Origin of the sequence: Halomonas denitrificans (assembly GCA_019800895.1) — a bacterium.
Lineage (GTDB): Bacteria > Pseudomonadota > Gammaproteobacteria > Xanthomonadales > Wenzhouxiangellaceae.
In genome coordinates, this window is sequence record JAHVKF010000004.1 from 18,528 (window position 1) to 42,303 (window position 23,776).

A 23,776-nucleotide genomic window follows, 5' to 3' on the forward strand; every position below is an offset into this window, starting at 1 on the left:
ATGGCCAGACTGAACGTTTCCAGCTGCTTCGATAGCGGCAACATCGAGGTGGTCGCCGCCGACGAGCCGGGCGAACTCCGGCTGCGCATCCGCCGCGACGTCGGCGACCGCCATGCCCAGTGGTTCCATTTCCAGCTGTGCAACGCGCGGGACCGGGCGTGCCGGATGACGATCGAGAACGCCGGCGAGATGTCCTATCCCTCGGGCTTCGAGGGCTACCGGGCGGTCGCGTCGATCGACGGCGAGACCTGGTTCCGCGTGCCGACCACCTTCGACGGTACACAGCTGGTCATCGAACACACGCCCGAAGCCGACCAGGTGTCCTACGCCTACTTCGCCCCGTACAGCTTCGAACGCCACCAGTGGCTGATCGCCACGGCCAGCGACTCGCCGAACGTACGCAGCGAGGTGCTCTGTGCGACACCCGACGGCCGGCCGCTGACCCTGCTGACGGTCGGTGAGCCCGGGGACGACAAGATCCCGGTCTGGATCACCGCGCGCCAGCACCCGGGCGAAACCATGGCCGAGTGGTGGGTCGAGGGCTTCCTCGAGCGCCTGCTCGACCCCGAGGACGGGGCGTCCCGGGCGTTGCTCGATCGAGCGGTGATCTACGTCGTGCCGAACATGAACCCGGACGGCAGCGTCCGCGGTCACCTGCGCGTCAATGCCCGCGGAGTGAACCTGAACCGCGCCTGGCGCGATCCGGACGAGGACGAGTCACCCGAGGTGTTCCACGTGCGCGCGAAGATGCACGAGACCGGCGTGGCTTTTGCGCTCGACGTCCACGGCGACGAAGGCCTGCCGTACAACTTCATCGCCGGCGGCGAGGGCGTGCCGCGCTGGGACGAATCCATGCAGTCCGACCTCGACGCGTTCAAGTCGCTGCTGGCGGACCTGTCGCCGGACTTCCAGGTCGAGCACGGCTACGACGTCGATCCGCCCGGCAGCGCCGACCTGCGCAAGTGCACCGACTATGTCGCCGAGACCTTCGGCTGTCTGGCCATGACCCTGGAGATGCCGTTCAAGGACGCGGCCAACCATCCGATGCCCGAGATCGGCTGGTCGCCGGCCCGCTCGGCCAAGCTCGGGGCGATCTTCGTCGACGCGATCCGGATGACCCTCGCGAAAGGGTGAGCCGGCGGCCGGCGGGTCGCCGGAAACACTTCAACCGCTGTCGGGCGCGCATGAGCTGAAAAGTGCTTTGACCGCAGATGAACGCGGATTGAAGTGCGGAAGAGCGCCGGTGCCATGGGGCCTGGGCGTGCTGGGTTCGGGTCACCGTGGCCCGACATGCGCATTGCGCGAGAACAATGATCGAAGGCTTCAGCCCGATCCGAGCGCGTTTATTCCGCGCTCACCGATGGTCGAATCCGCTTGTCATGATCGCCACCGGAGCTCTCTGGTGCCACCAATGCAGGGAAGCGAGGCGGTGAAAGCGTTCCGAACGAGCGGCTTTGCCTGGCTGACGGACCTGCGCCCGCAGCGCCCCGGACTGCACATCGCTTCCGCAGTTGTTCTTATCCGAGTTCATCCGCGTTCATCTGCGGTTGTTCTTGTTTTTTGGGGCGTCCTCCCGCGTTCTCCGCGGTGAGGGGGGCACTTGATCGATACCGGCGGTTCTCTTACGCCATCCTGCCCGTCAGTCGCCCGGGGGCTTCGTCGCCTCGCGATCGCGGACGACCATCTTCGAGAACACGATGCCGAGTTCGTACAGGGCCCAGACCGGGATCGCCAACAGCGTCTGGGAGATCACGTCCGGCGGGGTGATCAGCATGGCGACGAAGAACACGCCGACGACGACGTAGCCGCGGGCCTTCGCCAGGCCCTCGGGCGTGACCACGCCGATCGCGACGAGCACGACGGTGATCACCGGCACCTCGAAGGCGAAACCGAAGGCCAGGAACAGCACCATGACGAAATCCAGGTAGCGCGTGATATCGGTCATCACCGCCACGCCGTCCGGGGCGATCTTGGTGATGAACGCGAAGATCAGCGGAAGGACCAGGAAGTACGCGAACAGGCAGCCCAGGTAGAACAGCGCGGTGGCCGCGAACAGCAGCGGCCGCGCCAGCCGCTTCTCGTGCTGGTAAAGGCCGGGGGCAACGAACGCCCAGAGCTGGTAGATGACGTAGGGCATGGCCACAAGGAGGGCCAGGACCATGACCAGCTTGAACGGCGCGAAGATCGGCGAGGCGACGTCGATCGCGATCATGCTCGAACCTTCGGGCAGGCGCGATACCAGCGGCTCGGACACGATCGAGTACAGGGTGCGGGCGAAGGGCACCATGGCCAGCATGCACAGCACGACCGCGAGGACCGCGCGGATCAGGCGCGTGCGGAGCTCGAGCAGGTGATCGATCAGGCTGAGTTCCTGATCGACGCCCGCATCGATCTCCGATTCAGTCGGACCGGTCGGCGTCGTCATCGGCCTTCGGTTCCTTGTCGCGCGAATCGCTGTCGGCGCTGCCGTCCTGCTTGGCAGCCGACTTCCTTTCGGCCTCCTGGCGCGACGTGGCCTCCATGATCCGGCGATTGTGGTCGGCATCCAGCTCGGCCTGGAGCTCGGACTGCAATCCTTGCCATGCGCGTCGCGCCTGGCGCGTCAGCTGACCGGCCTTGCGCGCGATACCGGGGAGCTTCTCCGGACCGAGCACGATCAGTGCGACGACCGCAAGCAGCAGCAATTCGGTGAACCCGACGCCGCCCATGGATCAGTGCTTGGTCGAGCCGGAAGCGTCGTCTTCTTCTGAGGTGGACTTCGAGTCGGAGTCGTCGTCGCTGTCGCGGAGACCCTTGCGGAAATCCTTCATCGCTCCGCCCAGGTCGCCGCCGATGTTGCGCAGTTTCTTGGTGCCGAAGATCAACAGGACGATCAGCAGGACGATCAGCAACTGCCAGGGGCTGATATTGGCCATGTCGGAAGGCTCCGGGCCGGAAGAAAGTGGACGACTAGTCTACCGCCGAGGCGCGAGCAGCGTCCAGCCGAGCGCCAGCAGCAGCAGGCCGAGCACCAGCAGGCCGGAGCGGCCGAGCGCGGGGACCGGAACGATGGCCGCGCCGCCGCGGTTGCAGCCGCCCGGGGGGGCGACCGCGAGCGATTCGAAGCCGACCACGTCGGCGTCGGCGATCTTGGTGGCGGTGCCGGTGGCCGTGTCGATGCGCAGCACTTCGGAGAACAGGTTCGGGTCGCCGCCGTCGCGACGGTCGGTCAGGGCCCACAGCTGGCCGTCGGCGTCGAAGGACAGCCCGGCGTTGGCATACGGTGCGACCGCGTTGCCGAGGGGGCCGATCTCGGTGGCGGTGCCGTCGTCGAGGTCGATGGCGTAGAGGTTCGGGCTGTCGCTCGCTCCCGACGAATCCAGCCCCTGCCCGATGCCGTAGACGGTGTCGCCCCAGGCCGCGATGTCGGTGATCGGTGCGCCGAGGCTTCCCGCGGGACCGATCGGCGTCAGCAGTCCGGTGTCCGGATCGGCTTCGTAGAGGGTTTCGCGCTGATCGGAACTGACCAGCAGGCGTCCTTCGCAGGTGAAGGTCATGCCGAGATCCAGGACCTCGCTCAGCGCGATGCCGAAATTCGTCCGCTGGTTGCCGACCGCGATGCCGAGACCGGTCGCGGTGCTGACCGTGACCAGGGAGTTGCTCTCGTCGTCGGCGCCGAACAGGGTGCCGTCGTCGGCCAGGGCCAGGCCTTCCATGTCGAGGAACGAGGTCCAGCCGACGTAGCTGCTTTCCCCGGTCGCCAGGTCGACCTGCCAGAGGGCGTGCACGTCCTCGTTGTTCGGCAGGTTGCCGCGGGAGTTCACGGCCCAGGCCAGCGGCTCCGCATACGCGACGCCGGCCGGACCCAGCAGGGCCAGCAGTGCGACGACGACGATGCGACGGGCGCGGGTCACGGGACGCTCTTTCCTCTCCTCGAAATCAGGACAGCTTCACGCTCGCGAGAATAGCAGATTCGACGTACGGATCACAGCGAGCGCAGCAATGCCGTCGACCGACGTCGCAGGGTGTCGGCGGCCCGACTCCCGACCCGATGACCGGCTCGACCACCGGCGCGCGGTACACTCGGCGACTTCCGTTACGTCTCTGCAAGGAATACCCGATGCCGAAGCATCGAATCCGCAGTCGCGCCGAGGTCCGCCAGGTCGACGCGCACCGGGCGCCTGCCCGCGCCGGGGTGCTGCTCGCCAACCTGGGCACGCCCGACCGGCCCGACGCCCGTGCGCTGCGCCGCTACCTCCGGGAGTTTCTCTGGGACGACCGCGTGGTCGAAGTGCCTCGCCCGATCTGGTGGCTGATTCTGAACCTGGTCATCGTGCCCTTCCGCGCCCCTCGGTCGGCCGAGGCCTACCGCCGCGTCTGGACGGAGCGCGGCTCGCCGTTGCTTTATCACACGCGCGACCTGGCCGAAGCGATGCAGCGCGAGTTCGAGCGCAATCACCCGGACGTCCGGGTCTATCCGGCCATGCGCTACGGCCAGCCCGGCATCGAAGAGGCCCTGGCCCGCATGCGCGACGACAACGTGCAGCGGGTGATCGTGCTGCCGCTTTATCCGCAGTACTCGGCGACCACGACGGCGAGCGTGTTCGACGGCCTGGCCGCAGCGCTGAGGTCGGTCCGCTGGCTGCCGGAGCTCCGCTTCGTGACCCATTACCACTACGACGAGGCGTGGGTCGAGGCGGTCGCCGACCGGATTCGTGCCCACCAGGAGGAGCACGGCGAACCGGAGCAGCTGGTGTTCTCGTTCCACGGCATTCCCAAGAACTACCTGCTCGATGGCGACCCGTACTACTGCCAGTGCCAGTCCTCCGCGCGCCGCATCGCCGCTCGCCTGAAGCTCGATTCGGACCGCTGGCGCGTGACCTTCCAGTCGCGCCTCGGCCGGGCCGAGTGGCTGAAGCCCTACACCGACCAGACGCTCCAGGCGATGGCCCGCGAGGGCGTCAAACGCGTCCAGGTCGTCTGCCCGGGCTTCGCCGTCGACTGCCTCGAGACCATCGACGAGATCGGGGTCGAGAACAGGGAAGAATTCGAGGAGGCCGGCGGCGAGCGCCTGGAGTACATCCCCGCACTCAATGCGGAGCCGGACCATGCGCGCGTGCTCGCCGAACTGTGCTGGCGGCACGGCCAGGGCTGGCCGGAATTCGGCGGCACCACCGGCGTCGACGAAGAGCTGCTGGCCGAGCGGGTCGAACGCGCCGACCGGGCCGCGGTCCGGTTGGAGCTGGACGACTGATCGGGACCACCGTGGCGAACGTCGTGGCAGAAAATCCGGCCGTTCCGGAAAGCGCGACTGCCCGGCGCGTCCTGCGCGAGGTGTTCGGCTTCCGGGCGTTTCGCGGCGAGCAGGCCGGTGTGGTCGACACGCTGATGGCCGGCGAGAACGCGCTGGTACTCATGCCGACCGGCGGCGGAAAATCGCTGTGCTACCAGGTTCCCGCGCTGGTTCGCGACGGCACCGCGCTGGTGATCTCTCCATTGATCGCGCTGATGCGCGACCAGGTCGAGGCCCTGAAGATCCTCGGCGTGCGCGCCGAAGTGCTCAACTCCAGCCTCTCGCCGGAGCGTCGCCGCGAGGTCCTCGCCGACCTGCACGACGGCCGCCTCGACCTGCTCTACGTCGCGCCCGAGGGCTTGATGCAGCCGCACATGCTCGATCGTCTGGCGACCACGCCGATCGCGCTGATCGCGATCGACGAGGCACACTGCGTCTCGCAATGGGGTCACGATTTCCGTCCCGAGTACCTCGCGCTGGGGCAGCTGGCCGAACGGTTCCCCGGCGTACCCCGGGTCGCGCTGACGGCCACCGCCGACCTTCGCACGCGCGACGAGATCGAACGCGCCCTGTTCGACGACGGGTGCCGACGCTTCACCGCGAGTTTCGATCGGCCCAACATCCGCTACCAGGTCACGGCGCGAGCGAATGCCCGACGCCAGTTGGTCGATTTCGTACGGGGCGAGCACGAGGGCGATGCCGGCATCGTCTACTGCCTCAGCCGCCGGCGTTGCGAGCAGGTGGCCGGCTGGTTGAAGGAAGAAGGTTTCGACGCCCGTCCGTACCACGCGGGGCTGGACCCCGCCGAGCGCGAGGCAACCCAGGACCGGTTCATTCGCGAGGACGGCGTGATCGTCGTCGCGACCATCGCCTTCGGCATGGGCATCGACAAGCCCGACGTACGGTTCGTCGCGCACCTGGACCTGCCCCGTTCGATCGAGGCCTACTACCAGGAAACCGGCCGGGCAGGGCGCGACGGCCTGCCGTCCGACGCCTGGATGGTGTTCGGGCTCGACGACGTCTATCGCCTGCGGCAGATGCTGGCCGAGTCCGACCTGCCGGAGGACCGGCAGCGGATCGAGCGCCAGCGGCTGGAGGCCTTGCTCGGTTTCTGCGAGCAGCCAGGCTGCCGCCGCCCGCCCCTGCTGGGCTATTTCGGCGAACACCATCCGGGCGACTGCGGGCGCTGCGACAACTGCCTGTCGCCGCCGACCATGGTCGATGCCACGGAACCGGCGCGGATGGCCCTGTCCTGCGTGTACCGCACCGGCCAGCGCTTCGGTGCCGGCCACGTCATCGACGTGCTGGTCGGCCGGCGGACCGACCGCGTCGGTTCGCTGGGCCACGACCGGCTGAGCACGTTCGGGATCGGCAAGGAGCATCCGCGCGGCTACTGGCAGGCCCTGGTCCGCCAGCTGCTTGCCGGCGGATTGCTGGCGACCGACCCGGACGGGCACGGAGGTCTTCGCCTCGATCCGGCCGCCCGGCCCCTGCTGCGGGGCGAGGTCGAGTGGACGATGCGCGAGCCGGCGGTCCGGGCACGAACCCGGTCGACGACGAGATCGAAGCGTGCCCCGGTCGACGAGGCGATCGCGCCGATCTTCGAAGCACTGCGCGAGCTGCGGCTGGAGCTGGCCAGAGACGAAGGCGTTCCGCCCTACGTGATCTTCCACGATGCCACGCTGGTGGCCATGGCCGAAGCCGGCCCGACGAGCCTCGACGACCTGGCCGACGTGCCCGGCGTGGGCCGGCACAAGCTGGAAAAATACGGCAAGGCCTTTCTGGGCCGGCTGGAATCGCTGGCCCCGTCCGTCCGCCGTTGAGTGCCCGTTGAGCACCCGCTGAACCGCGACGCTCGGCGGGCGTGCCGGGCGTCACCGTGTTGCGGTCAGGCGCTGGGTCGCTTGCGAGTGGCCGTTCAGCCGCCCATCAACTCCACGATCGGCCAGAAGAAGAACCCGAGCACCACGACCGCGACGATCACCGCCGCGAGCAATCGCATGGGGTCGATCGGCCGTCGAGCGTTCCCGGCGTCCGCGCGGGCCCGCGCGGTGTACTCGTCCTGGAACCGGTCGAAGGCGTCCCTGGCCCTCGGGTACTCCTCGTTGTCGCGGATCCAGATGCTGCCCGCGCTCAGGCCGAACGCGGTCGGCGGGAGCTCGTACCAGTCCACGCCGAGCTGGTCGAGCATCGTCCGCACGCCGTCGGCTTCCTCGGCGGGAACGTGGCGCAGGTTCATCAGTCGTCGTGCCATGGTTGCATTGTAGCGATCTTCCTCCCTCGTCCCGTTCGGCGCGGGGCCGCCGCAGGCAGCCGGAACGGAACCCCGCTACAATTCCCCGCAGTCGTCGCGATGCGACGGCAAGGCGGTCCCGAGGGGGGCCGAGCGATCCAACCGGAACCCAAGGGAGCTCGAGACATGGACAACCTCACCAAACTGCTGGTCGACCTCGGCCGCGATGCCGAACTCGAAGCGCGCTACCGAAGCGATCCCGACGATGTGCTCGCCGAGTACGAGGTGTCCGACGAGGCGGCCGAGGCGATGAAGAACGGCGACCTGGATGCGTTGCGCAAGCTCAGCGGGCTGGACGAGCTGCGCCTGACCAACTCCACGGTCAAGGCCTACCGCTAGTCCCCTTCGGCTCGCCCGTGCCGCCCCTGCTTACGTTCGTTCTGCTGGTCGCCCTGCTGGCCGGTGGGACGCTGCCGGCGTCTGCGGATGCCGGACTCTCGACGCGGATCGATGCGATCGAGCAACTGCACCTCCAACGGCCATGGCAGGAATCGCAGAGCGCGATCGACGCCCTGCGAGCCGACGGCCTGGACGGGGCCACGCCCGACCAGCGGGCGCGGCTCGACCTGATGGAAGGACGCAATCTCGTGCTCGCGGGCCGCTTCGACGATGCCATGGATCGCCTCGATCGCGTGCTGTCGCGGCCCGTCGGCATCGACCTCAGGCTGCGGGCACTCGAGCTGGCGGCCAATGCGGCAGGCATCGACCAGCAGTACGCGCTGGCCTTCAATTACCTCTACGAGGCCCTGAAGCTGTTGCCGGACGCGCGTGACCCCGGCGCACAGGCCGGCCTGCTGGTGCTGGCCGCCCGATTCCACTCGCTGGCCGGGGAGCAGGGGCTGGCCATGGACTACATTTCCGAAGCGCTCGCGGCCGCCGAGGACAGCGGCGATGACCGGACCCGGTGCTTCGCCGAGCAGGACCTGGTCTTCCAGCAGCTCCGCGTCGGCCTGGCCGACGCCGCCTCCGAAAGCGCGGATGCGATGTGGCAGAGCTGCCAGGAAAGCGGCGACCCGGTCCTGCAGGGAACCGGAATGATGGCGATGGGCGCGGCGCTGCTCGAGGCCGGTCGCTTCGACGAGGCCGTCGGCTGGCTGGAGCGGGCCATCGCGCAGCACCGCGCCGGCGAGTTCGCCGTGGGGGTGGCCGAGTCGAGGTACTATCTTGGCCGCGCGCTGCTGGCGGCCGGCGATGCGGAAGGCGGAACCCGGCGCCTGCTCGATTCGGTGAGCTACTTCGAATCGCGCGAGGACTGGCAGAGCCTGATCGAGCTGCACGCGACGCTGGCCGACTCCTTCGAGCGTCGCGACATGCCGGGGCGGGCGCTCGACCACCTGCGCGCGCAGTTCGAGGCCGATCGGCGCTTCAACGACATCCAGCGCAGCCTTCGCATCGCCTACCAGCAGGCCGAATTCGAGAACCAGCGGCAGCAGCAGGAACTGGCCATGCTGCGGCAGCGCAACGAGCTGTTCGAGCTCGAACGCCAGGCACAGACCTCACGCCAGAAGGCGAGGACCGTCGCCATCGTGATGGCGGCGGTGATCGGGGTCCTGCTGATCGGCCTGCTGATCCGTTTCCGCGCGGACCGGCGGCGCTTCCGGCGCCTGTCCGAGCGCGACGGCCTGACCGGTCTGCTCAACCACAGCCGGTTTCATCGAGCGGCCAGCAGGGCGCTGGAGCACAGCCGCGAGAACGGACGCCCGTGCACCCTGATCGCCGCCGACGTCGACCTGTTCAAGCAGGTCAACGACCGCTTCGGTCACCAGGCCGGTGACGCGGTGTTGTCCTATCTCGGCCAGCTGCTGAGCGACGTGTTCCCGCCGCCCGGCATCGTCGGACGCGTCGGCGGCGAGGAGTTCGCCGTGTTCCTTCCCGACCAGAATCGCCTGCAGGCACGGCAGCGGGTCGAGGACCTGCGCCGGCGGCTGCGGCCGGTGACCGTGGGCGATTCGTCGATCGCCGTGACCCTGAGCTTCGGCCTGGCCGAGGCGCGGCGCGAGCGCCGGCTGGAACGGTTGCGGTCGCGCGCCGACGACGCGCTGTATCGGGCCAAGCGCTCCGGGCGCGATGAGCTGATCGATGCCGCCGAACTCGCCGACGGCGACGAGCCGTGACCGGTGACGCACGAGTGGCCGCGGCAAGCGGTGAACTCGTGGTGGTCGGCTGCGGCATCCAGCTCGGCCGCCACATCTCGCGCCGGGCCGAGTCCGAAATCCGCGTCGCGGACCGGGTGTTCGCGCTGGCCGACGCGTTCGCGATGGACTGGCTGACGTCGATCCGGCCGGATTGCATCGGCCTGGGCCGCCACTACCGCGAGGGGTCCAGGAATAACGATCGGCGCGATGCCTATCGGGCGATGGAGCGCGAGCTGGTCGACGCGGTGCGCGATGGGGCCCGGGTCTGCGCGGTGTTCTACGGCCACCCGGGCGTATTCGCCGACGTGCCCCACGGTGCGATCCGGGCGGTTCGGGCCCTGGGTCTGCCAGCCCGGATGGAGCCGGGCGTCTCGGCTGAAGCCTGCCTGTATGCGGATCTCGGCCTCGACCCGGGCCGCTCGGGGGTGCAGTCGTGGGAGGCGACCCAGTTCCTGGTCCGGGACTGCCGGCCGGACCCGTCGAGCCTGTTGATCCTGTGGCAGGCCGCGCTCGTCGGCGACCTTTCGCTGACGCGGTTCCACGCCGAGCCGGCCGCACTGGCCCTGCTGGTCGAGAAGCTGACCCGGTGGTATGAACCGGACACCGAAGCCGTTCTCTACGAGGCCGCGCAGTTACCGATCGAGGGCTTCCGGGCCGAGCGCATGCCTCTGTCCGGCCTGCCCCGAGCCCGCTTCAAGGAATACACGACGCTGGTGGTGCCACCGGCGCAGGACGCGCCGGCCGATCGCGACTGGCTGGCGCGGCTCGGTGCCGCTCCGGACGCGTTGGACGGGTAGGGTGCGGGCGCTCCGGGTGGGGGCGCGATCGAAGGGGTCGGTCCGGGTCGACCGGCTGCCGGAGGCCGGAACGGTCGTCCGTTCCGACGCTCGGGTCCGACCCCGGAGTCCGGGGGCTCCGGGGCGGAAGCAGGACCTGCGAATCAGCAGTCGCCGGTGCGCTTGCCGGAAATCTCGACCGACATGGTCATCGACCCCATGGCCGAGTCCATCTGGCCGTCGACCGTGCCCGACATCGTGTCGCCGTCGAAGGACATGTCGGCGTTCATGGTCATCGCACTGCCGTCCGGGCTCGGACAGGTCATGGTGAAGCTCATGCCGTCGGCGCTGATTTCCTTGTCGGCGACTTCGCATTCCTCGTTGTCGGCCAGGAACGCTTCGCCGTCGCGGATGTCTTCCGGCGTGATGCAGTTCGACTCGGTCTGGGTCTGCGGCGGCATGGAGCCTTCCGGCATGTTCGGGATATTCAGCGAGACCGTGCTGGTGGTTTCCCACATGCCGGGCTCGATGTTGGGCTCCTGGGCCACTGCGGAAAGGGAAAGGCTGGCCACGGCCACTGCGGTCAGGCTCTGCTTGAACATAGAGAATTCTCCTTGAAGATCGGACCGCGGCGGCCGATCAGGCCGGGCCGCGGGTGAAGGCACGCCGCGCGAACGAGCGCCGCAGTGCAGTCCCCAGAATACGCGAATCCGCGCCTCGGCGTGCCGGTCCGGCCCATTGTCCAACCGATCAGCCGCCCTCGTCCTCGATCCGTTCGCGCTGGCGAGCGGCGGCGTCGGCGAGGTCGTCCTCGACCCCGCGCGCCCGCTCGATCGCCTGCCGATGCGGCTCGAGCAGGCCGGCGTCGGGCCGCGTGTCCGGGTCGGTCTCGGCGTCCGGGTGGTGAGCGTCGTCGGTGCAGCCGACGGCGAGAACCACGAGCAGGACCAGCAGCAGCAAGAGCGGAAGGGGCGAAGTCGGTGTCGGCGTGTGGCGCATGGCGGACCCTCGGAGACGGTGGATGGACCCCCTCACTCTACGCCGATCGCCGAGCGCCGGCCAGTGCAGGGTCCCCCGCGCGCGGCTAGACTTCGCCCATGACCGCCGAGGACAAGACCGCCGTTCGAAGGCTGGCATGGCGCCGCCTCGTCGGCGTGCTGGTCCTCGCCGCCGTGGTCCTCTGGCTCGCCATGGCCCTGTTCCACCGCTACAAGCCCCTGCCGGACGGTCTGTCCGTGGCGATGCCCGAGCGCCCCGCGGTCGACGTGCGGTTCCTGGCCGACTTGACCTGGGTCGATCCGAGCGGCGAGCGGCAGGTCGACCAGCGGATCTTCGACCGGGTGCTGGAGCTGGTCGAGGGCGCCGAGCGGCTCGTGGTCATCGACATGTTCCTGTTCAACGACTTCGCCGGACAGGTCGACGGCGACGACATGCGCCGCCTCTCCGAAGAGCTCGAGCAGGCCTTGCGGGCGCGCCGCGCGGCCGTGCCCGGCCTGCGCGCGATCCTGATCACCGACCCGATCAACACGCTGTACGGCGGACTGCGCTCCGACCGCCTCGACCGCCTGCGGGCCGCCGGCGTCGAGGTCGTGATCACCGACCTCGGCCGCCTGCGCGCATCGAACCCGGCCTGGTCCGGGGCGTGGCGTCTGTGCTGCCGCTGGGCCGGAAACTCGCCCGACGGCGGCTGGCTGCCCAATCCCGTCGGCCCGGGCGAGGTGACGCTGCGAACCGGGCTGGCGCTGTTGAACTTCAAGGCCAACCACCGCAAGACCCTGGTTGCCGACAGCCCCTCGGGTTGGGTCGGGCTGGTGACCTCGGGCAACCCGCACGATGCGTCGAGCGCGCACGGCAACGTCGCGCTGGAGTTCCGTGGCCCCGCCGCACTGGACCTGCTGGCCACCGAGCTTCCGGTCGCCGAGTTCTCCGGCGCCGCGCTCGGCACGCTGCCGGCGCCGCCGGCCCCGTCGCCGATGCGCGTGGATCGGTCCGCCGGGACGCTCCAGGTGCTGACCGAAAGCGCGATCCGGGACGCCGCGATCGCCGCCCTCGATCGGGTCGGCACCGGCGACCGGGTCGACCTGGCGATGTTCTACCTGGCCCATCGCGGCATCGTCCGGGCCATCGAGCGCGCCGTCGAACGCGGCGCGCGCGTGCGCGCGCTGCTCGACCCGAACATCGCCGCGTTCGGCAACGAGAAGTCCGGCATCCCCAACCGGCCCGTGGCGCGCGAGCTGGTCGACGCGGGCATCGAGGTCCGCTGGTGCCACACGACCGGCGAGCAGTGCCACAGCAAGTTCCTCCAGACCCGGACCCGGGCCGGGACGAGCGAGTTGATCGCCGGCTCGGCGAATTTCACCCGGCGCAATCTCGACGACCTGAACCTGGAAACCAGCGTGCGTGTCGCGGGGCCGGCCGGCTTGCCGGTGCTGCAGGAGGCCGCGGACTGGTTCGAGATGCGCTGGACGAATCCGGCCGGGCGATCGTTCTCGCTGCCCTACGAGGCGTACGCCGAAGACAGCGCGCTGCGCTACGCGCGCTACCGGCTGATGGAATTCAGCGGACTGTCGACCTTCTGAGTCCGGCTCAGCGGCCGCGCAGCGGCTCGAGGCGGAACCGGAGGTCCTGGTAGTGGCGCGCGACCGCCAGCGGACGGTCGTCGTCTCGGGCCAGCCAGTGGTCGGCCAGGCCGAGCAGTTCGACCAGCCCGGTCAGGCGATAGAGGTTGAGGGCCAGGCGCCGGGCCTGGGGCTCGAGCGCCTCGGGCCCGGGTTCCAGCCATCCGGGCACGGCGGACAGCGCGTCGCGCGCCCGGTCGACCCGGCCGGCCAGGGCCGGCTGACGACAGCCGTCGAGGCGCTGCTGCAGGCGGTCCAGCCAGGGGTCGATGCCGACCGCGGCGATCGCTCGCAGCGCATCGAGCGAAAGGACGTTGGTCGTGCCCTCCCAGATCGACAGCACCTGGACGTCGCGCAGCAGCTGCGGGATGCCCGTGTCCTCGATGTAGCCGGCACCGCCGATCGCTTCCAGCGCCTCCGACACCACGGCGACCGCATCGCGGGCCGTGCCGAGCTTGATCAACGGCGTGAGCAGGCGCAGGGCGGCGCGATCGGAGCTTTCGCTCGTCCCGCCTTGATGCTCCACCACGCCGAGCAGGTCGATCGTCGAGAGCAAGGCGCAACTGGCCGCCGCCCGGTCGGCTTCGAGGTCGGCCAGCGTTTCCCGGTGCAGCGGCAGCTCGGCCAGGGGCTTGCCGAAGGCCTCGCGCTTGCCCGCGTAGTCGTCGGCCAGGGCCAGCGCGCGCTGCATCAGCGCGCAGGCGGTGACGGCGTTCCAGGTCCGCGTGATGTTGAGCATCGGCGCGATCGAGGCGACGCCGCGTTCCAGCCCGGCGACCGGCTGGGCCGGCACGCCGTCGAGCCACAGCTCGGCGGTCGGCAGCTTGCGCGTGCCGAGCTTGTCCTTCAGGCGGAGGATCTCGATGTTCCGCAACCGGCCCTCGTCGTCGCGCGGCTCGAGATAGAACAGCGCCAGGCCGCGCGAGCCATCTTCGGCGCGCTCCCCGTCACCCTGCGGACGGGCGAGGGTCAGGGCGATCTCGGAGGTCGCCGCCGACGTGAACCACTTGCGCCCGGTCAATCGCCAGGTGCCGTCCTCGTCCTGGCGCGCGACGGTTTCGGTCCGCCCCACGTCGGAGCCGCCGACCGTCTCGGTCATCCACTGGCCCGAGGTCCAGAAGGTCCCGGGGTCGGTCGAGAGGAGGTGCGGCAGGGCGCGCGATGCCAGTTCTTCGTTGCCCGCATCGGCGAGTACGCGCGCCGCCCCGTCGGTCATCGCCAGCGGGCAGCCGTAGAAGTCCGTCGACGGGATGTACATCCATGCTCGGGCGAACTGCAGCAGCCGGGCGTGCTCGCCGAGCGAATCGTCGTAGCCGGTGGCGACCAGGCCGTACTCGGCGGCCCAGCGATGGGCGCGCTGCCAGAGCGGGGTCAGCTCGATCGAGTCGATCCGCTCGCCCCACGCGCTCCACTGGGTCAGGCGCGGCTCGTTCAAGCGGTCGGCCAGCTGCAGGTCGTACCACTCCGCGCCCGAGCGCCGGCCCAGTTCGGCGAGCACCGGCCGGTGCGCCTCGAGCAGGTCCTCGGGAACCGCGCGCTCCAGCCAGGCGCGCAGCACCCAGTTGCCGTGATGGGCCCAGCCGTCGCCGGGGCGCGGCGGTTGCTGGGTGGTCGAAAGGTCTTCGGACGATGAACGGCGTCGAGTCATGCGGGCTGCGGGTGCGGACGAGTCCGGCGTCAGTCTACCGGTTGTCGAGAAACGGACCACGACTTCGCTCGGCCGCGGTCCTGCGGCCCCGGCGGCTGGCGCCCTGCGCCGGGGCTAGCGATCGGCGGCGTCGCCGGTCGTGCGCGGCCGGCGCCGGCCGAACGCCGGCAGGGCCAGGAAGTAGACGACGATCAGCGCGATCTGCAGCAGTGCCAGGGGGCGCGCGACCGGGTCGACCCACGCCTCCGAGACCGCGACGCTGAAGTGCAGCAGAAGAATCATGCCGCCGACCACGAGGGCGGCGGGCGACAGGCGGAGAATCCAGGGCAGCGGGAACAGCAGCGGCACGGTGGCGAGCAGCAGCGCGGGCCAGTAGCCGAGCACGTCGGACGGCGACCACCAGCCGAACCAGGCCAGCTGCACGCCGATCAGGGCGAGCCAGCTCCAGCGTGCCCAGTGCGTCGGGATCACAGCTTCACCGCCAGGCCGGCGACCCGCTTGCCGAGCACGCGCGCCAGCTTCGTCTCGTCGTCGGTCAGCGGTCGGTCGCTGTCGGGACCCGACCAGTGGCTCGCCCCGTACGGCGTGCCCCCGGAGCTCGTCGAGGTCAGCGCCGGTTCCGTGTACGGCAGCCCGACCAGGACCATGCCGTGGTGCAGCAGCGGGATCATCATCGACAGCAGGGTCGATTCCTGGCCGCCGTGCAGGCTGGAGGTCGACGTGAACACGCCGGCGGGCTTGCCGGCCAGCGTGCCCGAGAACCACTCGCTGGCGGTGCCGTCGAGGAAGTGCTTGACCGCGGAGGCCATGTTGCCGAAGCGGGTCGGGCTGCCGAGAATCAGGCCGCCGCACTCGGCGAGATCGCGATTCTCGACCAGCGCCGGCCCATCGTCGGGCCACTCGGCCGGCTTCGGATCCAGCGCGGACGTGATCGGCGGCACGCCGCGTAGGCGGGCGGCCGCCCCATCGACCGATTCGACGCCGCGCGCGATCTCGCGCGCCAGCGCCAGCGTGTTGCCGTGCACCGAGTGGACCAGGACCAGCACGTCGGTCATCGGAGAATCTCCAGCACCCGCTCCGGCGGGCGTCCGATGCGGGCCCGGGTCGTCGCACCGTCGTCGACCACCACCAGCGGCCGCTGGAGCAGGATCGGATGCTCGGCGATCGCGGCGAACAGGTCGGCGTCGCTCGCCGTGGCGATGTCGAGCCCGGTCTCCTGCCACTCCGCCTGCCCCGTGCGGACCATTTCGCTTGCCGGCGCGTCGAGCGCGGCGTGGAGCTTCTCCAGCGTGGCCGCGTTCGGCGGGGTCTTCAGGTACTCGACCACCTTCGGCTCGACCCCGCGCTGTTCGAGCAGCTCGAGCGTGGTCCGGCTCTTGGAGCAACGGGGGTTGTGGTACACAGTGACTTGCATGTGACCTCCTGTTCGATGAGACATGGCTGAATCGAAGCCCGATGACCGACATTCTGACGCATCCGAGGCCCGGTCGGCGTCAAGCCTGCCCCTGCCCGGTCCGCTCGGCGTGCTCCGCGACCCGCGCTGGCTGAAGGCCTTCGGACGCCACCTGGTCCGGCACTTCACCGAGGATCGGTGTTTCGAGGCCGCCGGTGCGCTGAGCTACGCCACGCTCCTGGCGATGGTGCCCCTGACCGCGGTGGTGATCGGCATCATCTCCGCCTTCCCGGTCTTCGACTCCGGGGTCGAGCGCCTGCAGGACTTCATCTTCAACAACTTCGTTCCGGCCGCCGGCGACATCGTCCAGCAGTACGTCGACCAGTTCGTCGAGCGGTCCGGCGAGCTGACCGGCGCGGGTACGCTGTTCCTGGTCGTCACCGCGCTGCTGCTGATGGCGACGATCGAGAAGAGCCTGAACCGGATCTGGCGCGTCGACCGTCCGCGCCGGATCAGCAGCCGGCTGCTGGTCTACTGGTCCGTGCTGACCCTGGGGCCGGTGCTGATGGGCGTGTCGGTCGGCCTGACCTCGGTGATCGCCGCGCTGCCGCGGCTGGCGCCGGAGTTCGCCCGTGGCCTGATCCAGACCCTGATGCTGGGCCTGACGCCGTTCCTGATCGCGCTGGCGGCGTTCACCCTGCTGTTCTCGGTGGTGCCGAATCGCCGCGTGCGGGTCCATCACGCGCTGGCCGGCGCGACGTTCTCGGCGGTGGCCTTCGAAGCCTCCAAGCACGGCTTCGTGTTCTACGTCTCGACCTTTCCGACCTACGAGCGGCTCTACGGCGCGCTGGCCACCATTCCGATCTTCCTGGTCTGGATCTACGTCACCTGGGTGGTCATCCTGCTCGGCGCCAGCGTGACCGCGGCGCTGACCACCTTCAACTACCAGCGCGCCGACTGGCGCTGGAACCCGAGGCACCACCTGCTGCTGGCGATCCGCCTGATCCATCACCTGGCGCTGGCCCAGCGCCGCGGCGCCGGCCTCGGTTCGGCCGACTTCCTGGCGCGCGAGGACGCGATGACCGACGGAGAACTGCAGCTCCTGCTCGGCCAGCTCGACGGCGCCGGCGTGGTCCAGCGCGACGAGGACGGCGACTGGTTCCTGACCATCGACCCGGCCGAGTACACGCTGGCCGAACTCTACGCACACGTTCCCTTCGTGCTGCCGCTGGCAGAATCGGACTCGCTTCCGCCGCCGAGCGACGGCGATCGTCGATTGCGCGAGGCGCTCGACGAGATCGGCGAGTCGGTCCGCCCGCTGATGGATCGCCCCCTGAAGTCGCTGGTGATCGGATCGTCCGGGGCCGGCAAGCGCCGCGCCGGAAGCGACGAATGACCGCTGTCGAACCCTCTCACGGAGCCCGACCATGACCACGTTTCCCGCCGCGCTGCTGGGCCTTTCGCTGGCCCTTGCCGCGTCCATCCCTTCGGCGTTCGCCTCGGACCGCGCTCCGACCGGCGATCCGACCGGCAATCCGACCGCGGATGCCGCCGGCCAGTCCGAGACGTCGCTGCCCGAATTCTCGCTGCCCGACCTCGACGGCCGCACCCGCGACCTGAGCGAATGGCGCGGCCAGTGGGTGGTCGTGAACTACTGGGCGACCTGGTGCGCACCCTGCCGGAAGGAGATTCCGGACCTGTCCGACCTGCACGACAGCCGCGACGACATCACGGTGCTCGGCCTGGCCTTCGAGGACACGGACGTCGAGACCTTCCGCGAGTTCCTGCAGGACTATCCGGCCTCCTATCCGATCCTGCGGGTCGATGTCTACGCGCCGCCGCCGTCGCTCGGCACGCCCCGTGCGCTGCCGACGACCCACCTGATCGCCCCGGACGGGCGCCTGGCCGAGACCTGGATCGGGCCGATCACCGGCGAGACCGTGCGCAACCGGGTCGACGCCGAACCCTCGACATGAGCTGCGTGAAATTCCGCATCGAGGGTCGCGTGCAGGGGGTGTTCTTCCGCGCATCGACCCAGCGCGAAGCGCAGCGCCTGGGCCTGACCGGCCACGCGATCAACCTTGCCGACGGCAGCGTGGAGGTGCTCGCCTGCGGCAACGACGAGGCGCTCGATGCGCTCGAGCGCTGGCTGCACGACGGATCCCCCCAGGCCCGGGTCGAGTGCGTCGAGCGCGAACCGTCCGACGCGACGCCCCCGGAGCACTTCACGACCGGCTGAGCCTCCGGATCGACTTCCCGGCTTGACTGGCCGCTTCGTCACTCCGAATCGAATCCCCGGTTCGAGCCCCCGGTTCGAGCCCCCGAGCCGCTCCCTGGCGGCCGTCCCGCGAGACCGGCGCCGACCCCGCTCCCGACGAGCAAAGAAAACGCCGACGGGGAAGGCCCCGCCGGCGTTTCCGGCCCCGTGTCGATGGCCTCGACCGCCGCCCCGGAGCCGGGACGGCGGCCGTAGCGATCAGCGCGTGATGCGCAGCGCGTCCTGCTGTCGCTGCAGGCGGAACATCCGGCCCTGGTCGAGCAGCTCCAGGCCGCGCACCTCGAACGGTGCATCCAGCCCGCTCGCGGCCAGGATCGCGCGATCGACCTTGAGCTGCAGTCGACCCGAACCCGCCGCCAGCGGCGCGGCGACCTGGGCCTGGGCGATCGGTGCGAGCGAGCCGTCCGCCCGCGTGCCGAACACCAGGCCGTTGAGCTGGTAGCGGCCGGCCACCGCCGTCTCGACGCCGATGTCCAGCGTCAGGCCGGCGTTCAGCTCGGCCTTCACCGAACCGTCGAGCCGCGCCAGCGGCGGTGCGACCGAGAACGGGATCTTCAGGTCGCGCCGCACCACCAGCCCGTCGGGGGTGGTGGTCTCGAGGTAGGCGTGGGCTTCGAACAGGCCGCTCCGGCCGGTGACGTCGAGGTCCTTCGGCAGGTCACCGACCAGGGTCCCGGAGGCCGGGTCCAGGCGGACATCGAACTGCCGCCGCGCGGTCGGGTCCGTGACCACGGCCTGGACCGAGCCGACCGGCAGCTGCGACTTGCCGTCGCCGATGCCGAAGCCCATCGAGACCGTGTCGCCGGTGAAGAAGTCGCGCGCCGGCAGCGTCAGCTGGCCGGACCACGGGCTTCTCGGCTCGAACACGTGGACCACCATGCGCTCGCCGGGCGGCAGCGCGCCGACGCCGAGCTTCAGCGAACCGGCAGGCACCGAATCGGCCAGCTGGAACGCCAGCGAGGCTTCGGGCACGTCCATGCCGGCGGCTTTCAGCGCCGCGCCGTCGGCCAGGTGGGCCAGGGCGCCGGCATCCAGCGTGCGTTCGTCCCCGGCCGGGGGAGCGATCGCCAGGGACAGGTGATCCGGTGCGATGCGGACCTTCGCTTGCGCATCTAGCGGCGAGATGCGGATCACCGCACCGGGCGCGGTCAGCGGCAGGGAAATGCCCTTGGCCAGGTCGCCGCCGGTGGCGTCGACCCAGTACTGCCGGCTGTCGACGCGCGGCAGGTCGAAGGTCGCCGCGGGGGCTTCGTTCAAGGGCCACGCGAACTGCACGGGCAGCGATTCGGTGTGCTCGCTGGCCGGTACCGCGGCGGGGTCGGCGACCAGCTTGGCGGCACCGAAGTCGCCGGGCTGGCGGGCCAGCCAGCTTGCGGAGAGCGGCTCGGCAAAGCCGATGTCGGCGGCGCTGAGGCCGGGCTCGATATCCTGGGCCGCGACCGGTGCGAACGCGATCGGCCCGGCCGCCACCAGGGCGGCAAGAGTGATGGTTGTGATCTTCATGGGGCCTCCGTTACAGGTCGTTGCGCAGGATCACGTCCAGGCCGTGGCAGTCGCGCCGGCTCTGGGCGTGGGACAGTCGGTCGCCGGACACCTGGTAGTCGTAGAACCACAGGCTGCCCGCGCCGTTCTGGCTGCTGCAGTCGAGGAAGCCGTCGGAACAGCTGTCGAGCCAGTTCTGGGTGATCTCCAGGCCGACCTGGTTGAAGTAGCCCCCGCAGTAGGCGGCGCCGTCCCAGATGGCCGAGCGCACGTCGGTGCCGACCACGTTCCAGAATCCCTTCGGCAGGCTCGGGCGCCCGGACGTGCCGAGCAGCCAGCTGGAGTTGTAGTAGGCCATCCAGCTCGGCTGCTGCATGCGCACCGCGTCGTTCTGGTAGCCGAGCAGCCAGCCCAGCGCCGACTCGAACACGTTGCCCTGCATCACCGCCTCGGCCAGCGGCGTGCCGGTCGACGACGGCGCCAGCGCATTCACCCAGCGCGTCTTGTTGATGATGTTCGGGTAGCGGCTGTCCCAGGTCGGGTTCGACAGGATCCAGCGCATCACGTTGCCGCCGTTGGAGTGGGTCAGCACGACCAGGTCGGTGATGCCGCGGGCGTTGATGAAGCTGGTCAACTGCCCGGCCAGGCAACCTGCCGCCTGGCTGTTCCACATGTACTGCTCGAAGTCGCAGTTGATGACCGTGTAGTTGGCGCTGTTCGACAGGCCCTGGCGGACCGAGTTGACCATGTCCGTGGTCCAGTAGTCGTTCAGCGCGTCGGTCTGCTTGCCGGTGCCGTGGACGAACGCGACGCCGGTCGCGGACCACGCGGTGCTGCCGAACAGCACGAGCGCGGCCGCCAAGACAACGCCGGGAAGGGCGATCCTGAATGTCATGGTGTCTACCTCTTTTGGTTGTAGCTGCCGGGCGGGCTCGATGTCGCGTCGAACGCGGCGAGTGAAGCCGCATGCGGACGGAATCGGCGGTCCGGCGTCCCTGAAAAAGGACGGGCTCCCATGGACCGGATGTGCCGGTCGCCCCGTCCCCGCCGCCACGATGTGACGGCCGCCACAGTATAGGGAGCGCGCCGCGGGGATTCAAATGGCGAGGTGGAAGGGGGCAGGGGCAAGGGGAGAGGGACTAGGGGAGAGGGATGGCTTTCTGAACGGAGACACCCAGGCTTTCTGAACGGAGACACCCATATCCTTCAAGGCTTTCTGAACGGAGACACCCATATCCTTCACCAAACCAAGACGCCCATGGCCTTGCTCCTTGGCTTTTCATGGCCCTTATGGCCTTTTCGCTTTTTGAACAGAGGCACCCATGGGCTTTTCCATCGCCAAGGTGATCGGCCAGGAACCGATCGGCGTGAGCGGGGCGTGGAATCGGCCAGGACTACGGATCTGAAGGCAGCCACCCAAGTCTCTTCGGCCGCTCTCGTGCGGCCCGAGCGCTGGATCGAATAACGACCGGCGTCGGCCAGGCCTGTGTCTAGCCGAACAACTGCGTTGCGAGGGCGTGTCCGTTCAGGAACTTGCGTCCGAACTCCTGGGCCAATTCGCGGAGCGCTTGAACCGGGCCCAGCACACTGGGCGATCGCAGGGATTGCGGCTTGGTAAGGAACTCCAGCACACCTTCGGGCCGAGCCTTGAGCCGTTGCAGGATCGGCGGCAGCCGATCATCGATCACGCCCTTCTTGCCGTGGGCAATCGCGCGCCCGGTGTAGTCGACCAGCTCCACGTAACTGGCGAAGGTGACGGGCAGGACGCCGTCTTCCCGCAGGCCGGACTTGGGGGCGAAGCGGGCCAGTTTGCCGATCGCCGCCTGCAGGTCCTCCGGCAGCGCCTCCTTTTGCTCCGGTGCATTCTCCAGACGGGATTCGATCACCCGCTGCTGTAGGGAGGTGTAGTCGGATTCCTCCGGCGTTTCGGCCATCCCGGCCCGGATCGGGTTCAGGTCCACATAGGCCATCAGGGATACCAGTGCGGCCTCGTCGAGCAGTGCCTGCGACTTGAACCGCCCTTCCCAGAACCGCCCCGTGACATTGTCCTCGGCGTTCGCCATCCGGGCGATCGGCTCGTTCAGGCAGCGCATGAACCAGGACAGATCGAACAGCCGCTCGCGGTAGGTCCGGACCAGCTCCAGCGCCGCTGCAACCTGCGCTTCCGACTGGCGGCGCCCGGCCAGCCAGTTCTTCACCACCGGCCGGCCGCTGAACAAGCGCAGCCAGCGCTCCGCGACCTCGCGGTCGTCCCACGCCAGCGCCACGTCCTGGCGCAGCGTCAATACGAGGTGCACGTGGTTGCTCATCACCGCGTAAGCGCAGATATCGACGGCGAAGATCTCGGCGAGTTCGAAGATCCGCGCCCGGATCCAATCGCGCCGGTGCGAGAAGTCCCGCCCGGTCAGCCGGTCCTTCCCACAGAGGAACTGGCGTCGGACGCATCGACTGACCACGTGGTAGTGCGGGGTGGCTTCAAGAGAAACGAGACGGCAGCGCGGCTGAGGCATCGCAGAACCCTGGGACAAGACGTGGCACCAGCCTATGCCGCGAACTCTGCTGACCGCATCGGTAAATCGCCTCGATCTGGCGTAGGCTATTTCCTACGTGGTGGGTGTCTCAGTTGTTCAGATACATCCGTGTCGGCGCTACGAGATGAAATTGGTGCTGATTTGGTAACGATGACGACAGGGAGCGGAGCGGGGTTTGCTGGATATGCGGATATACCGCGAGCCATTCAGTTGGGGGATTCCTCCTTTGCAGCGTTCTCTGTGAATATCTACAGCAACCAGATCGGACAAAATATTGACGCGCATGAGTTCGGGCACAACTTCGGCGGTGAGCACAACCCGGAAGAGTCACCGGTTAATCCTGGAGATCCTCCTGGTGAGGTGTCCTATCCGTACGCATTTGGGCATTACAGCAATGCCGATACGGGCGGGGCATTTACGACCTTAATGACTGTCAATTGGCCGTTATGGTGCGGCGGTGGTTCACCGCCGTGCACCCAACCCCTTCTTTTCTCAAACGCTGATATTGTGTGTGCTCAGTGCAATGGATTTCCAGCCGGAATCCCTAATGTCCGCGAAAATGCAAAAGCATTCGTCCTGACAGCTCCGGTCATTGCTAATTATCGAGATCGGCCAGAGATTATTTTCGCGTCGAGCTTTGAGCAATGAAGATTCGCACTTCTGCTGCACTAATCCTGCTGATCAGCCTGCCAATCGTCGCTCAATCGGGCGGCGATACAGATATTGCGCTCGATATACTGATCAATGGCAACAGCGACGGCATTCAAATCCGCCCGGGCGAGGAAATACGCGTTAGCTTTCTTTCTGTGAACGAGGGGCCGGCTGACGTCGATCTCTTGGTCATTGGCGCCACCGGCCTGATCCGTAATTTTTCATTTCCGTTCGATGCTGATTGCCCCGGCTTCGTTGTTGGGCAAGGCAGAGGCGTTGATCCTTCTGACTACATTATTGTCTGGCAAATATCGCCGCTTCTCGTTAACCAGACGCTGGACTGTCAATTCTCACTGCGGGCATTGAGTGTCGTGGATGCGAGCGAGACCATTGAGATTCGATACTTGTCCAGCTTCACGGATCCGGATCCCAGCGATGATGAAGCGAGCTTCGAAATCACCTTCCTGCCTGCACTTCCGGAGGCATTGCCAGTTCCCGCGCTCTCTCTCCTCGCTCAGACTTTCCTGGTATTGGGGTTCTTGATCTTGGTAGCCGTTGGTATTCCCAAGCGTTACTTCGTCTGACTGTGCCCGTATCGTTCGGCCACGCCCAATGTGGGAGACCGAACGTGCCGCGCCGACTACTGACCCCGACGATCGCCCCCGCGACCACCCGACCCAGAAATCAATGAGTCACTGC

General features: G+C 68.6%; 25 protein-coding genes and 1 pseudogene. 12 read left to right on the top strand and 14 right to left on the bottom strand.

From position 1 onward, the window contains the following. Positions 1-1,134, top strand: coding sequence for a hypothetical protein (locus KUV67_13215; GenBank protein MBY6205844.1), 1,134 nt, complete (start codon positions 1-3; stop codon positions 1,132-1,134). 505 nt (positions 1,135-1,639) lie between these two features. Here the strand turns inward: KUV67_13215 and tatC are convergent. The 4 genes from tatC to KUV67_13235 are packed head-to-tail and all read right to left on the bottom strand — an operon-like array spanning position 1,640 to position 3,893. Next, positions 1,640-2,425 (bottom strand): twin-arginine translocase subunit TatC, encoded by a 786-nt coding sequence (gene tatC / locus KUV67_13220; GenBank protein ID MBY6205845.1) that lies wholly within the window; start codon positions 2,423-2,425, stop codon positions 1,640-1,642. Continuing rightward, on the bottom strand, positions 2,400-2,708 hold the full coding sequence (tatB, locus tag KUV67_13225; protein MBY6205846.1) for a Sec-independent protein translocase protein TatB: 309 nt from the start codon (positions 2,706-2,708) through the stop codon (positions 2,400-2,402). Before tatB ends, tatC begins: the two co-directional genes overlap by 26 nt. Positions 2,709-2,711: 3 nt before the next feature. Continuing rightward, positions 2,712-2,915, bottom strand: a complete 204-nt coding sequence (gene tatA / locus KUV67_13230; protein ID MBY6205847.1) for a twin-arginine translocase TatA/TatE family subunit — start codon at positions 2,913-2,915, stop codon at positions 2,712-2,714. A 39-nt stretch (positions 2,916-2,954) separates the two neighbouring features. Next, positions 2,955-3,893, bottom strand: coding sequence for a hypothetical protein (locus KUV67_13235; GenBank protein MBY6205848.1), 939 nt, complete (start codon positions 3,891-3,893; stop codon positions 2,955-2,957). 206 nt (positions 3,894-4,099) lie between these two features. On the opposite strand from KUV67_13235, the gene hemH reads away from it, so the two are divergent. Both hemH and recQ read left to right on the top strand, forming a co-directional pair. After that, a complete protein-coding gene (hemH, locus tag KUV67_13240) occupies positions 4,100-5,233 on the top strand; it encodes a ferrochelatase (protein ID MBY6205849.1) in 1,134 nt (377 codons plus the stop codon). Between the two features lie 23 nt (positions 5,234-5,256). Beyond that, positions 5,257-7,095 carry a DNA helicase RecQ gene (recQ, locus tag KUV67_13245; GenBank protein MBY6205850.1) on the top strand — a complete coding sequence of 613 codons (1,839 nt, stop codon included), beginning with the start codon at positions 5,257-5,259 and terminating at the stop codon, positions 7,093-7,095. Positions 7,096-7,190: 95 nt separating this feature from the next. Here recQ and KUV67_13250 read toward each other — a convergent pair whose 3' ends face one another. Continuing rightward, on the bottom strand, positions 7,191-7,526 hold the full coding sequence (locus KUV67_13250) for a hypothetical protein (GenBank protein MBY6205851.1): 336 nt from the start codon (positions 7,524-7,526) through the stop codon (positions 7,191-7,193). Positions 7,527-7,691: 165 nt separating this feature from the next. Between KUV67_13250 and KUV67_13255 the strand changes: the two genes are divergently transcribed. The 3 genes from KUV67_13255 to KUV67_13265 are packed head-to-tail and all read left to right on the top strand — an operon-like array spanning position 7,692 to position 10,497. Then, entirely contained in the window at positions 7,692-7,904 is a 213-nt protein-coding gene (locus tag KUV67_13255; protein ID MBY6205852.1) for a hypothetical protein, read from the top strand. Between the two features lie 17 nt (positions 7,905-7,921). Then, on the top strand, positions 7,922-9,679 hold the full coding sequence (locus KUV67_13260) for a GGDEF domain-containing protein (protein ID MBY6205853.1): 1,758 nt from the start codon (positions 7,922-7,924) through the stop codon (positions 9,677-9,679). Beyond that, positions 9,676-10,497, top strand: a complete 822-nt coding sequence (locus KUV67_13265) for a hypothetical protein (protein MBY6205854.1) — start codon at positions 9,676-9,678, stop codon at positions 10,495-10,497. Before KUV67_13260 ends, KUV67_13265 begins: the two co-directional genes overlap by 4 nt. Before the next feature lie 143 nt (positions 10,498-10,640). Here KUV67_13265 and KUV67_13270 read toward each other — a convergent pair whose 3' ends face one another. Further along, complete coding sequence (locus KUV67_13270) at positions 10,641-11,078, bottom strand: DUF3617 domain-containing protein (protein ID MBY6205855.1); 438 nt, start codon at positions 11,076-11,078, stop codon at positions 10,641-10,643. Positions 11,079-11,226: 148 nt separating this feature from the next. Next, on the bottom strand, positions 11,227-11,475 hold the full coding sequence (locus KUV67_13275; GenBank protein MBY6205856.1) for a hypothetical protein: 249 nt from the start codon (positions 11,473-11,475) through the stop codon (positions 11,227-11,229). 98 nt (positions 11,476-11,573) lie between these two features. Here KUV67_13275 and KUV67_13280 point away from each other — a divergent pair, with 98 nt between their 5' ends. After that, on the top strand, positions 11,574-13,055 hold the full coding sequence (locus KUV67_13280; protein ID MBY6205857.1) for a phospholipase D family protein: 1,482 nt from the start codon (positions 11,574-11,576) through the stop codon (positions 13,053-13,055). Positions 13,056-13,062: 7 nt separating this feature from the next. Here KUV67_13280 and KUV67_13285 read toward each other — a convergent pair whose 3' ends face one another. The 4 genes from KUV67_13285 to arsC form a co-directional block, all read right to left on the bottom strand. Next, positions 13,063-14,742 carry an acyl-CoA dehydrogenase family protein gene (locus KUV67_13285; GenBank protein MBY6205858.1) on the bottom strand — a complete coding sequence of 560 codons (1,680 nt, stop codon included), beginning with the start codon at positions 14,740-14,742 and terminating at the stop codon, positions 13,063-13,065. A gap of 114 nt (positions 14,743-14,856) precedes the next feature. Further along, on the bottom strand, positions 14,857-15,213 hold the full coding sequence (locus tag KUV67_13290; protein MBY6205859.1) for a DUF2069 domain-containing protein: 357 nt from the start codon (positions 15,211-15,213) through the stop codon (positions 14,857-14,859). Continuing rightward, positions 15,210-15,797, bottom strand: a complete 588-nt coding sequence (gene wrbA / locus KUV67_13295) for an NAD(P)H:quinone oxidoreductase (GenBank protein ID MBY6205860.1) — start codon at positions 15,795-15,797, stop codon at positions 15,210-15,212. The genes KUV67_13290 and wrbA overlap by 4 nt, the downstream gene beginning before the upstream one ends. Beyond that, complete coding sequence (arsC, locus tag KUV67_13300; GenBank protein MBY6205861.1) at positions 15,794-16,156, bottom strand: arsenate reductase (glutaredoxin); 363 nt, start codon at positions 16,154-16,156, stop codon at positions 15,794-15,796. The genes wrbA and arsC overlap by 4 nt, the downstream gene beginning before the upstream one ends. A gap of 22 nt (positions 16,157-16,178) precedes the next feature. Here arsC and KUV67_13305 point away from each other — a divergent pair, with 22 nt between their 5' ends. From KUV67_13305 to yccX, 3 genes are read left to right on the top strand one after another with little or no spacing between them, the layout of a single operon-like run. After that, entirely contained in the window at positions 16,179-17,531 is a 1,353-nt protein-coding gene (locus KUV67_13305) for a virulence factor BrkB family protein (GenBank protein MBY6205862.1), read from the top strand. Between the two features lie 31 nt (positions 17,532-17,562). After that, positions 17,563-18,111: a TlpA family protein disulfide reductase gene (locus KUV67_13310; GenBank protein MBY6205863.1), complete on the top strand. Its 549-nt coding sequence runs from the start codon at positions 17,563-17,565 to the stop codon at positions 18,109-18,111. Continuing rightward, a complete protein-coding gene (gene yccX / locus KUV67_13315; protein ID MBY6205864.1) occupies positions 18,108-18,374 on the top strand; it encodes an acylphosphatase in 267 nt (88 codons plus the stop codon). Before KUV67_13310 ends, yccX begins: the two co-directional genes overlap by 4 nt. Positions 18,375-18,611: 237 nt before the next feature. Here the strand turns inward: yccX and KUV67_13320 are convergent, their stop codons facing one another. The 3 genes and pseudogenes from KUV67_13320 to KUV67_13330 all read right to left on the bottom strand — a co-directional run bounded on the left by KUV67_13320 (position 18,612) and on the right by KUV67_13330 (position 22,405). Then, complete coding sequence (locus KUV67_13320; GenBank protein MBY6205865.1) at positions 18,612-19,916, bottom strand: hypothetical protein; 1,305 nt, start codon at positions 19,914-19,916, stop codon at positions 18,612-18,614. Positions 19,917-19,926: 10 nt separating this feature from the next. Then, positions 19,927-20,727: pseudogene (locus KUV67_13325) on the bottom strand (hypothetical protein). A gap of 658 nt (positions 20,728-21,385) precedes the next feature. Beyond that, the gene (locus tag KUV67_13330; protein ID MBY6205866.1) at positions 21,386-22,405 is read right to left on the bottom strand and encodes a transposase; all 1,020 of its coding nucleotides are present in this window, start codon (positions 22,403-22,405) and stop codon (positions 21,386-21,388) included. A 129-nt stretch (positions 22,406-22,534) separates the two neighbouring features. Here KUV67_13330 and KUV67_13335 point away from each other — a divergent pair, with 129 nt between their 5' ends. After that, entirely contained in the window at positions 22,535-23,074 is a 540-nt protein-coding gene (locus KUV67_13335; protein ID MBY6205867.1) for a hypothetical protein, read from the top strand. Beyond that, the gene (locus KUV67_13340) at positions 23,071-23,661 is read left to right on the top strand and encodes a hypothetical protein (protein ID MBY6205868.1); all 591 of its coding nucleotides are present in this window, start codon (positions 23,071-23,073) and stop codon (positions 23,659-23,661) included. Before KUV67_13335 ends, KUV67_13340 begins: the two co-directional genes overlap by 4 nt. Positions 23,662-23,776 lie beyond the last annotated feature (115 nt).

Excerpts from the sequence above, each read along its gene's own strand:
- KUV67_13285 (MBY6205858.1), bottom strand. The coding sequence starts at position 14,742 with ATGACTCGACGCCGTTCATCGTCCGAAGACCTTTCGACCACCCAGCAA.
- tatB (MBY6205846.1), bottom strand. The coding sequence starts at position 2,708 with ATGGGCGGCGTCGGGTTCACCGAATTGCTGCTGCTTGCGGTCGTCGCA.
- tatC (MBY6205845.1), bottom strand. The coding sequence starts at position 2,425 with ATGACGACGCCGACCGGTCCGACTGAATCGGAGATCGATGCGGGCGTC.
- KUV67_13340 (MBY6205868.1), top strand. The coding sequence starts at position 23,071 with ATGAAGATTCGCACTTCTGCTGCACTAATCCTGCTGATCAGCCTGCCA.
- KUV67_13330 (MBY6205866.1), bottom strand. The coding sequence starts at position 22,405 with ATGCCTCAGCCGCGCTGCCGTCTCGTTTCTCTTGAAGCCACCCCGCAC.
- KUV67_13215 (MBY6205844.1), top strand. The coding sequence starts at position 1 with ATGGCCAGACTGAACGTTTCCAGCTGCTTCGATAGCGGCAACATCGAG.
- KUV67_13310 (MBY6205863.1), top strand. The coding sequence starts at position 17,563 with ATGACCACGTTTCCCGCCGCGCTGCTGGGCCTTTCGCTGGCCCTTGCC.
- hemH (MBY6205849.1), top strand. The coding sequence starts at position 4,100 with ATGCCGAAGCATCGAATCCGCAGTCGCGCCGAGGTCCGCCAGGTCGAC.
- KUV67_13255 (MBY6205852.1), top strand. The coding sequence starts at position 7,692 with ATGGACAACCTCACCAAACTGCTGGTCGACCTCGGCCGCGATGCCGAA.
- KUV67_13280 (MBY6205857.1), top strand. The coding sequence starts at position 11,574 with ATGACCGCCGAGGACAAGACCGCCGTTCGAAGGCTGGCATGGCGCCGC.
- KUV67_13250 (MBY6205851.1), bottom strand. The coding sequence starts at position 7,526 with ATGGCACGACGACTGATGAACCTGCGCCACGTTCCCGCCGAGGAAGCC.
- wrbA (MBY6205860.1), bottom strand. The coding sequence starts at position 15,797 with ATGACCGACGTGCTGGTCCTGGTCCACTCGGTGCACGGCAACACGCTG.
- KUV67_13305 (MBY6205862.1), top strand. The coding sequence starts at position 16,179 with ATGGCTGAATCGAAGCCCGATGACCGACATTCTGACGCATCCGAGGCC.
- yccX (MBY6205864.1), top strand. The coding sequence starts at position 18,108 with ATGAGCTGCGTGAAATTCCGCATCGAGGGTCGCGTGCAGGGGGTGTTC.
- KUV67_13270 (MBY6205855.1), bottom strand. The coding sequence starts at position 11,078 with ATGTTCAAGCAGAGCCTGACCGCAGTGGCCGTGGCCAGCCTTTCCCTT.
- KUV67_13320 (MBY6205865.1), bottom strand. The coding sequence starts at position 19,916 with ATGAAGATCACAACCATCACTCTTGCCGCCCTGGTGGCGGCCGGGCCG.
- arsC (MBY6205861.1), bottom strand. The coding sequence starts at position 16,156 with ATGCAAGTCACTGTGTACCACAACCCCCGTTGCTCCAAGAGCCGGACC.
- KUV67_13275 (MBY6205856.1), bottom strand. The coding sequence starts at position 11,475 with ATGCGCCACACGCCGACACCGACTTCGCCCCTTCCGCTCTTGCTGCTG.
- tatA (MBY6205847.1), bottom strand. The coding sequence starts at position 2,915 with ATGGCCAATATCAGCCCCTGGCAGTTGCTGATCGTCCTGCTGATCGTC.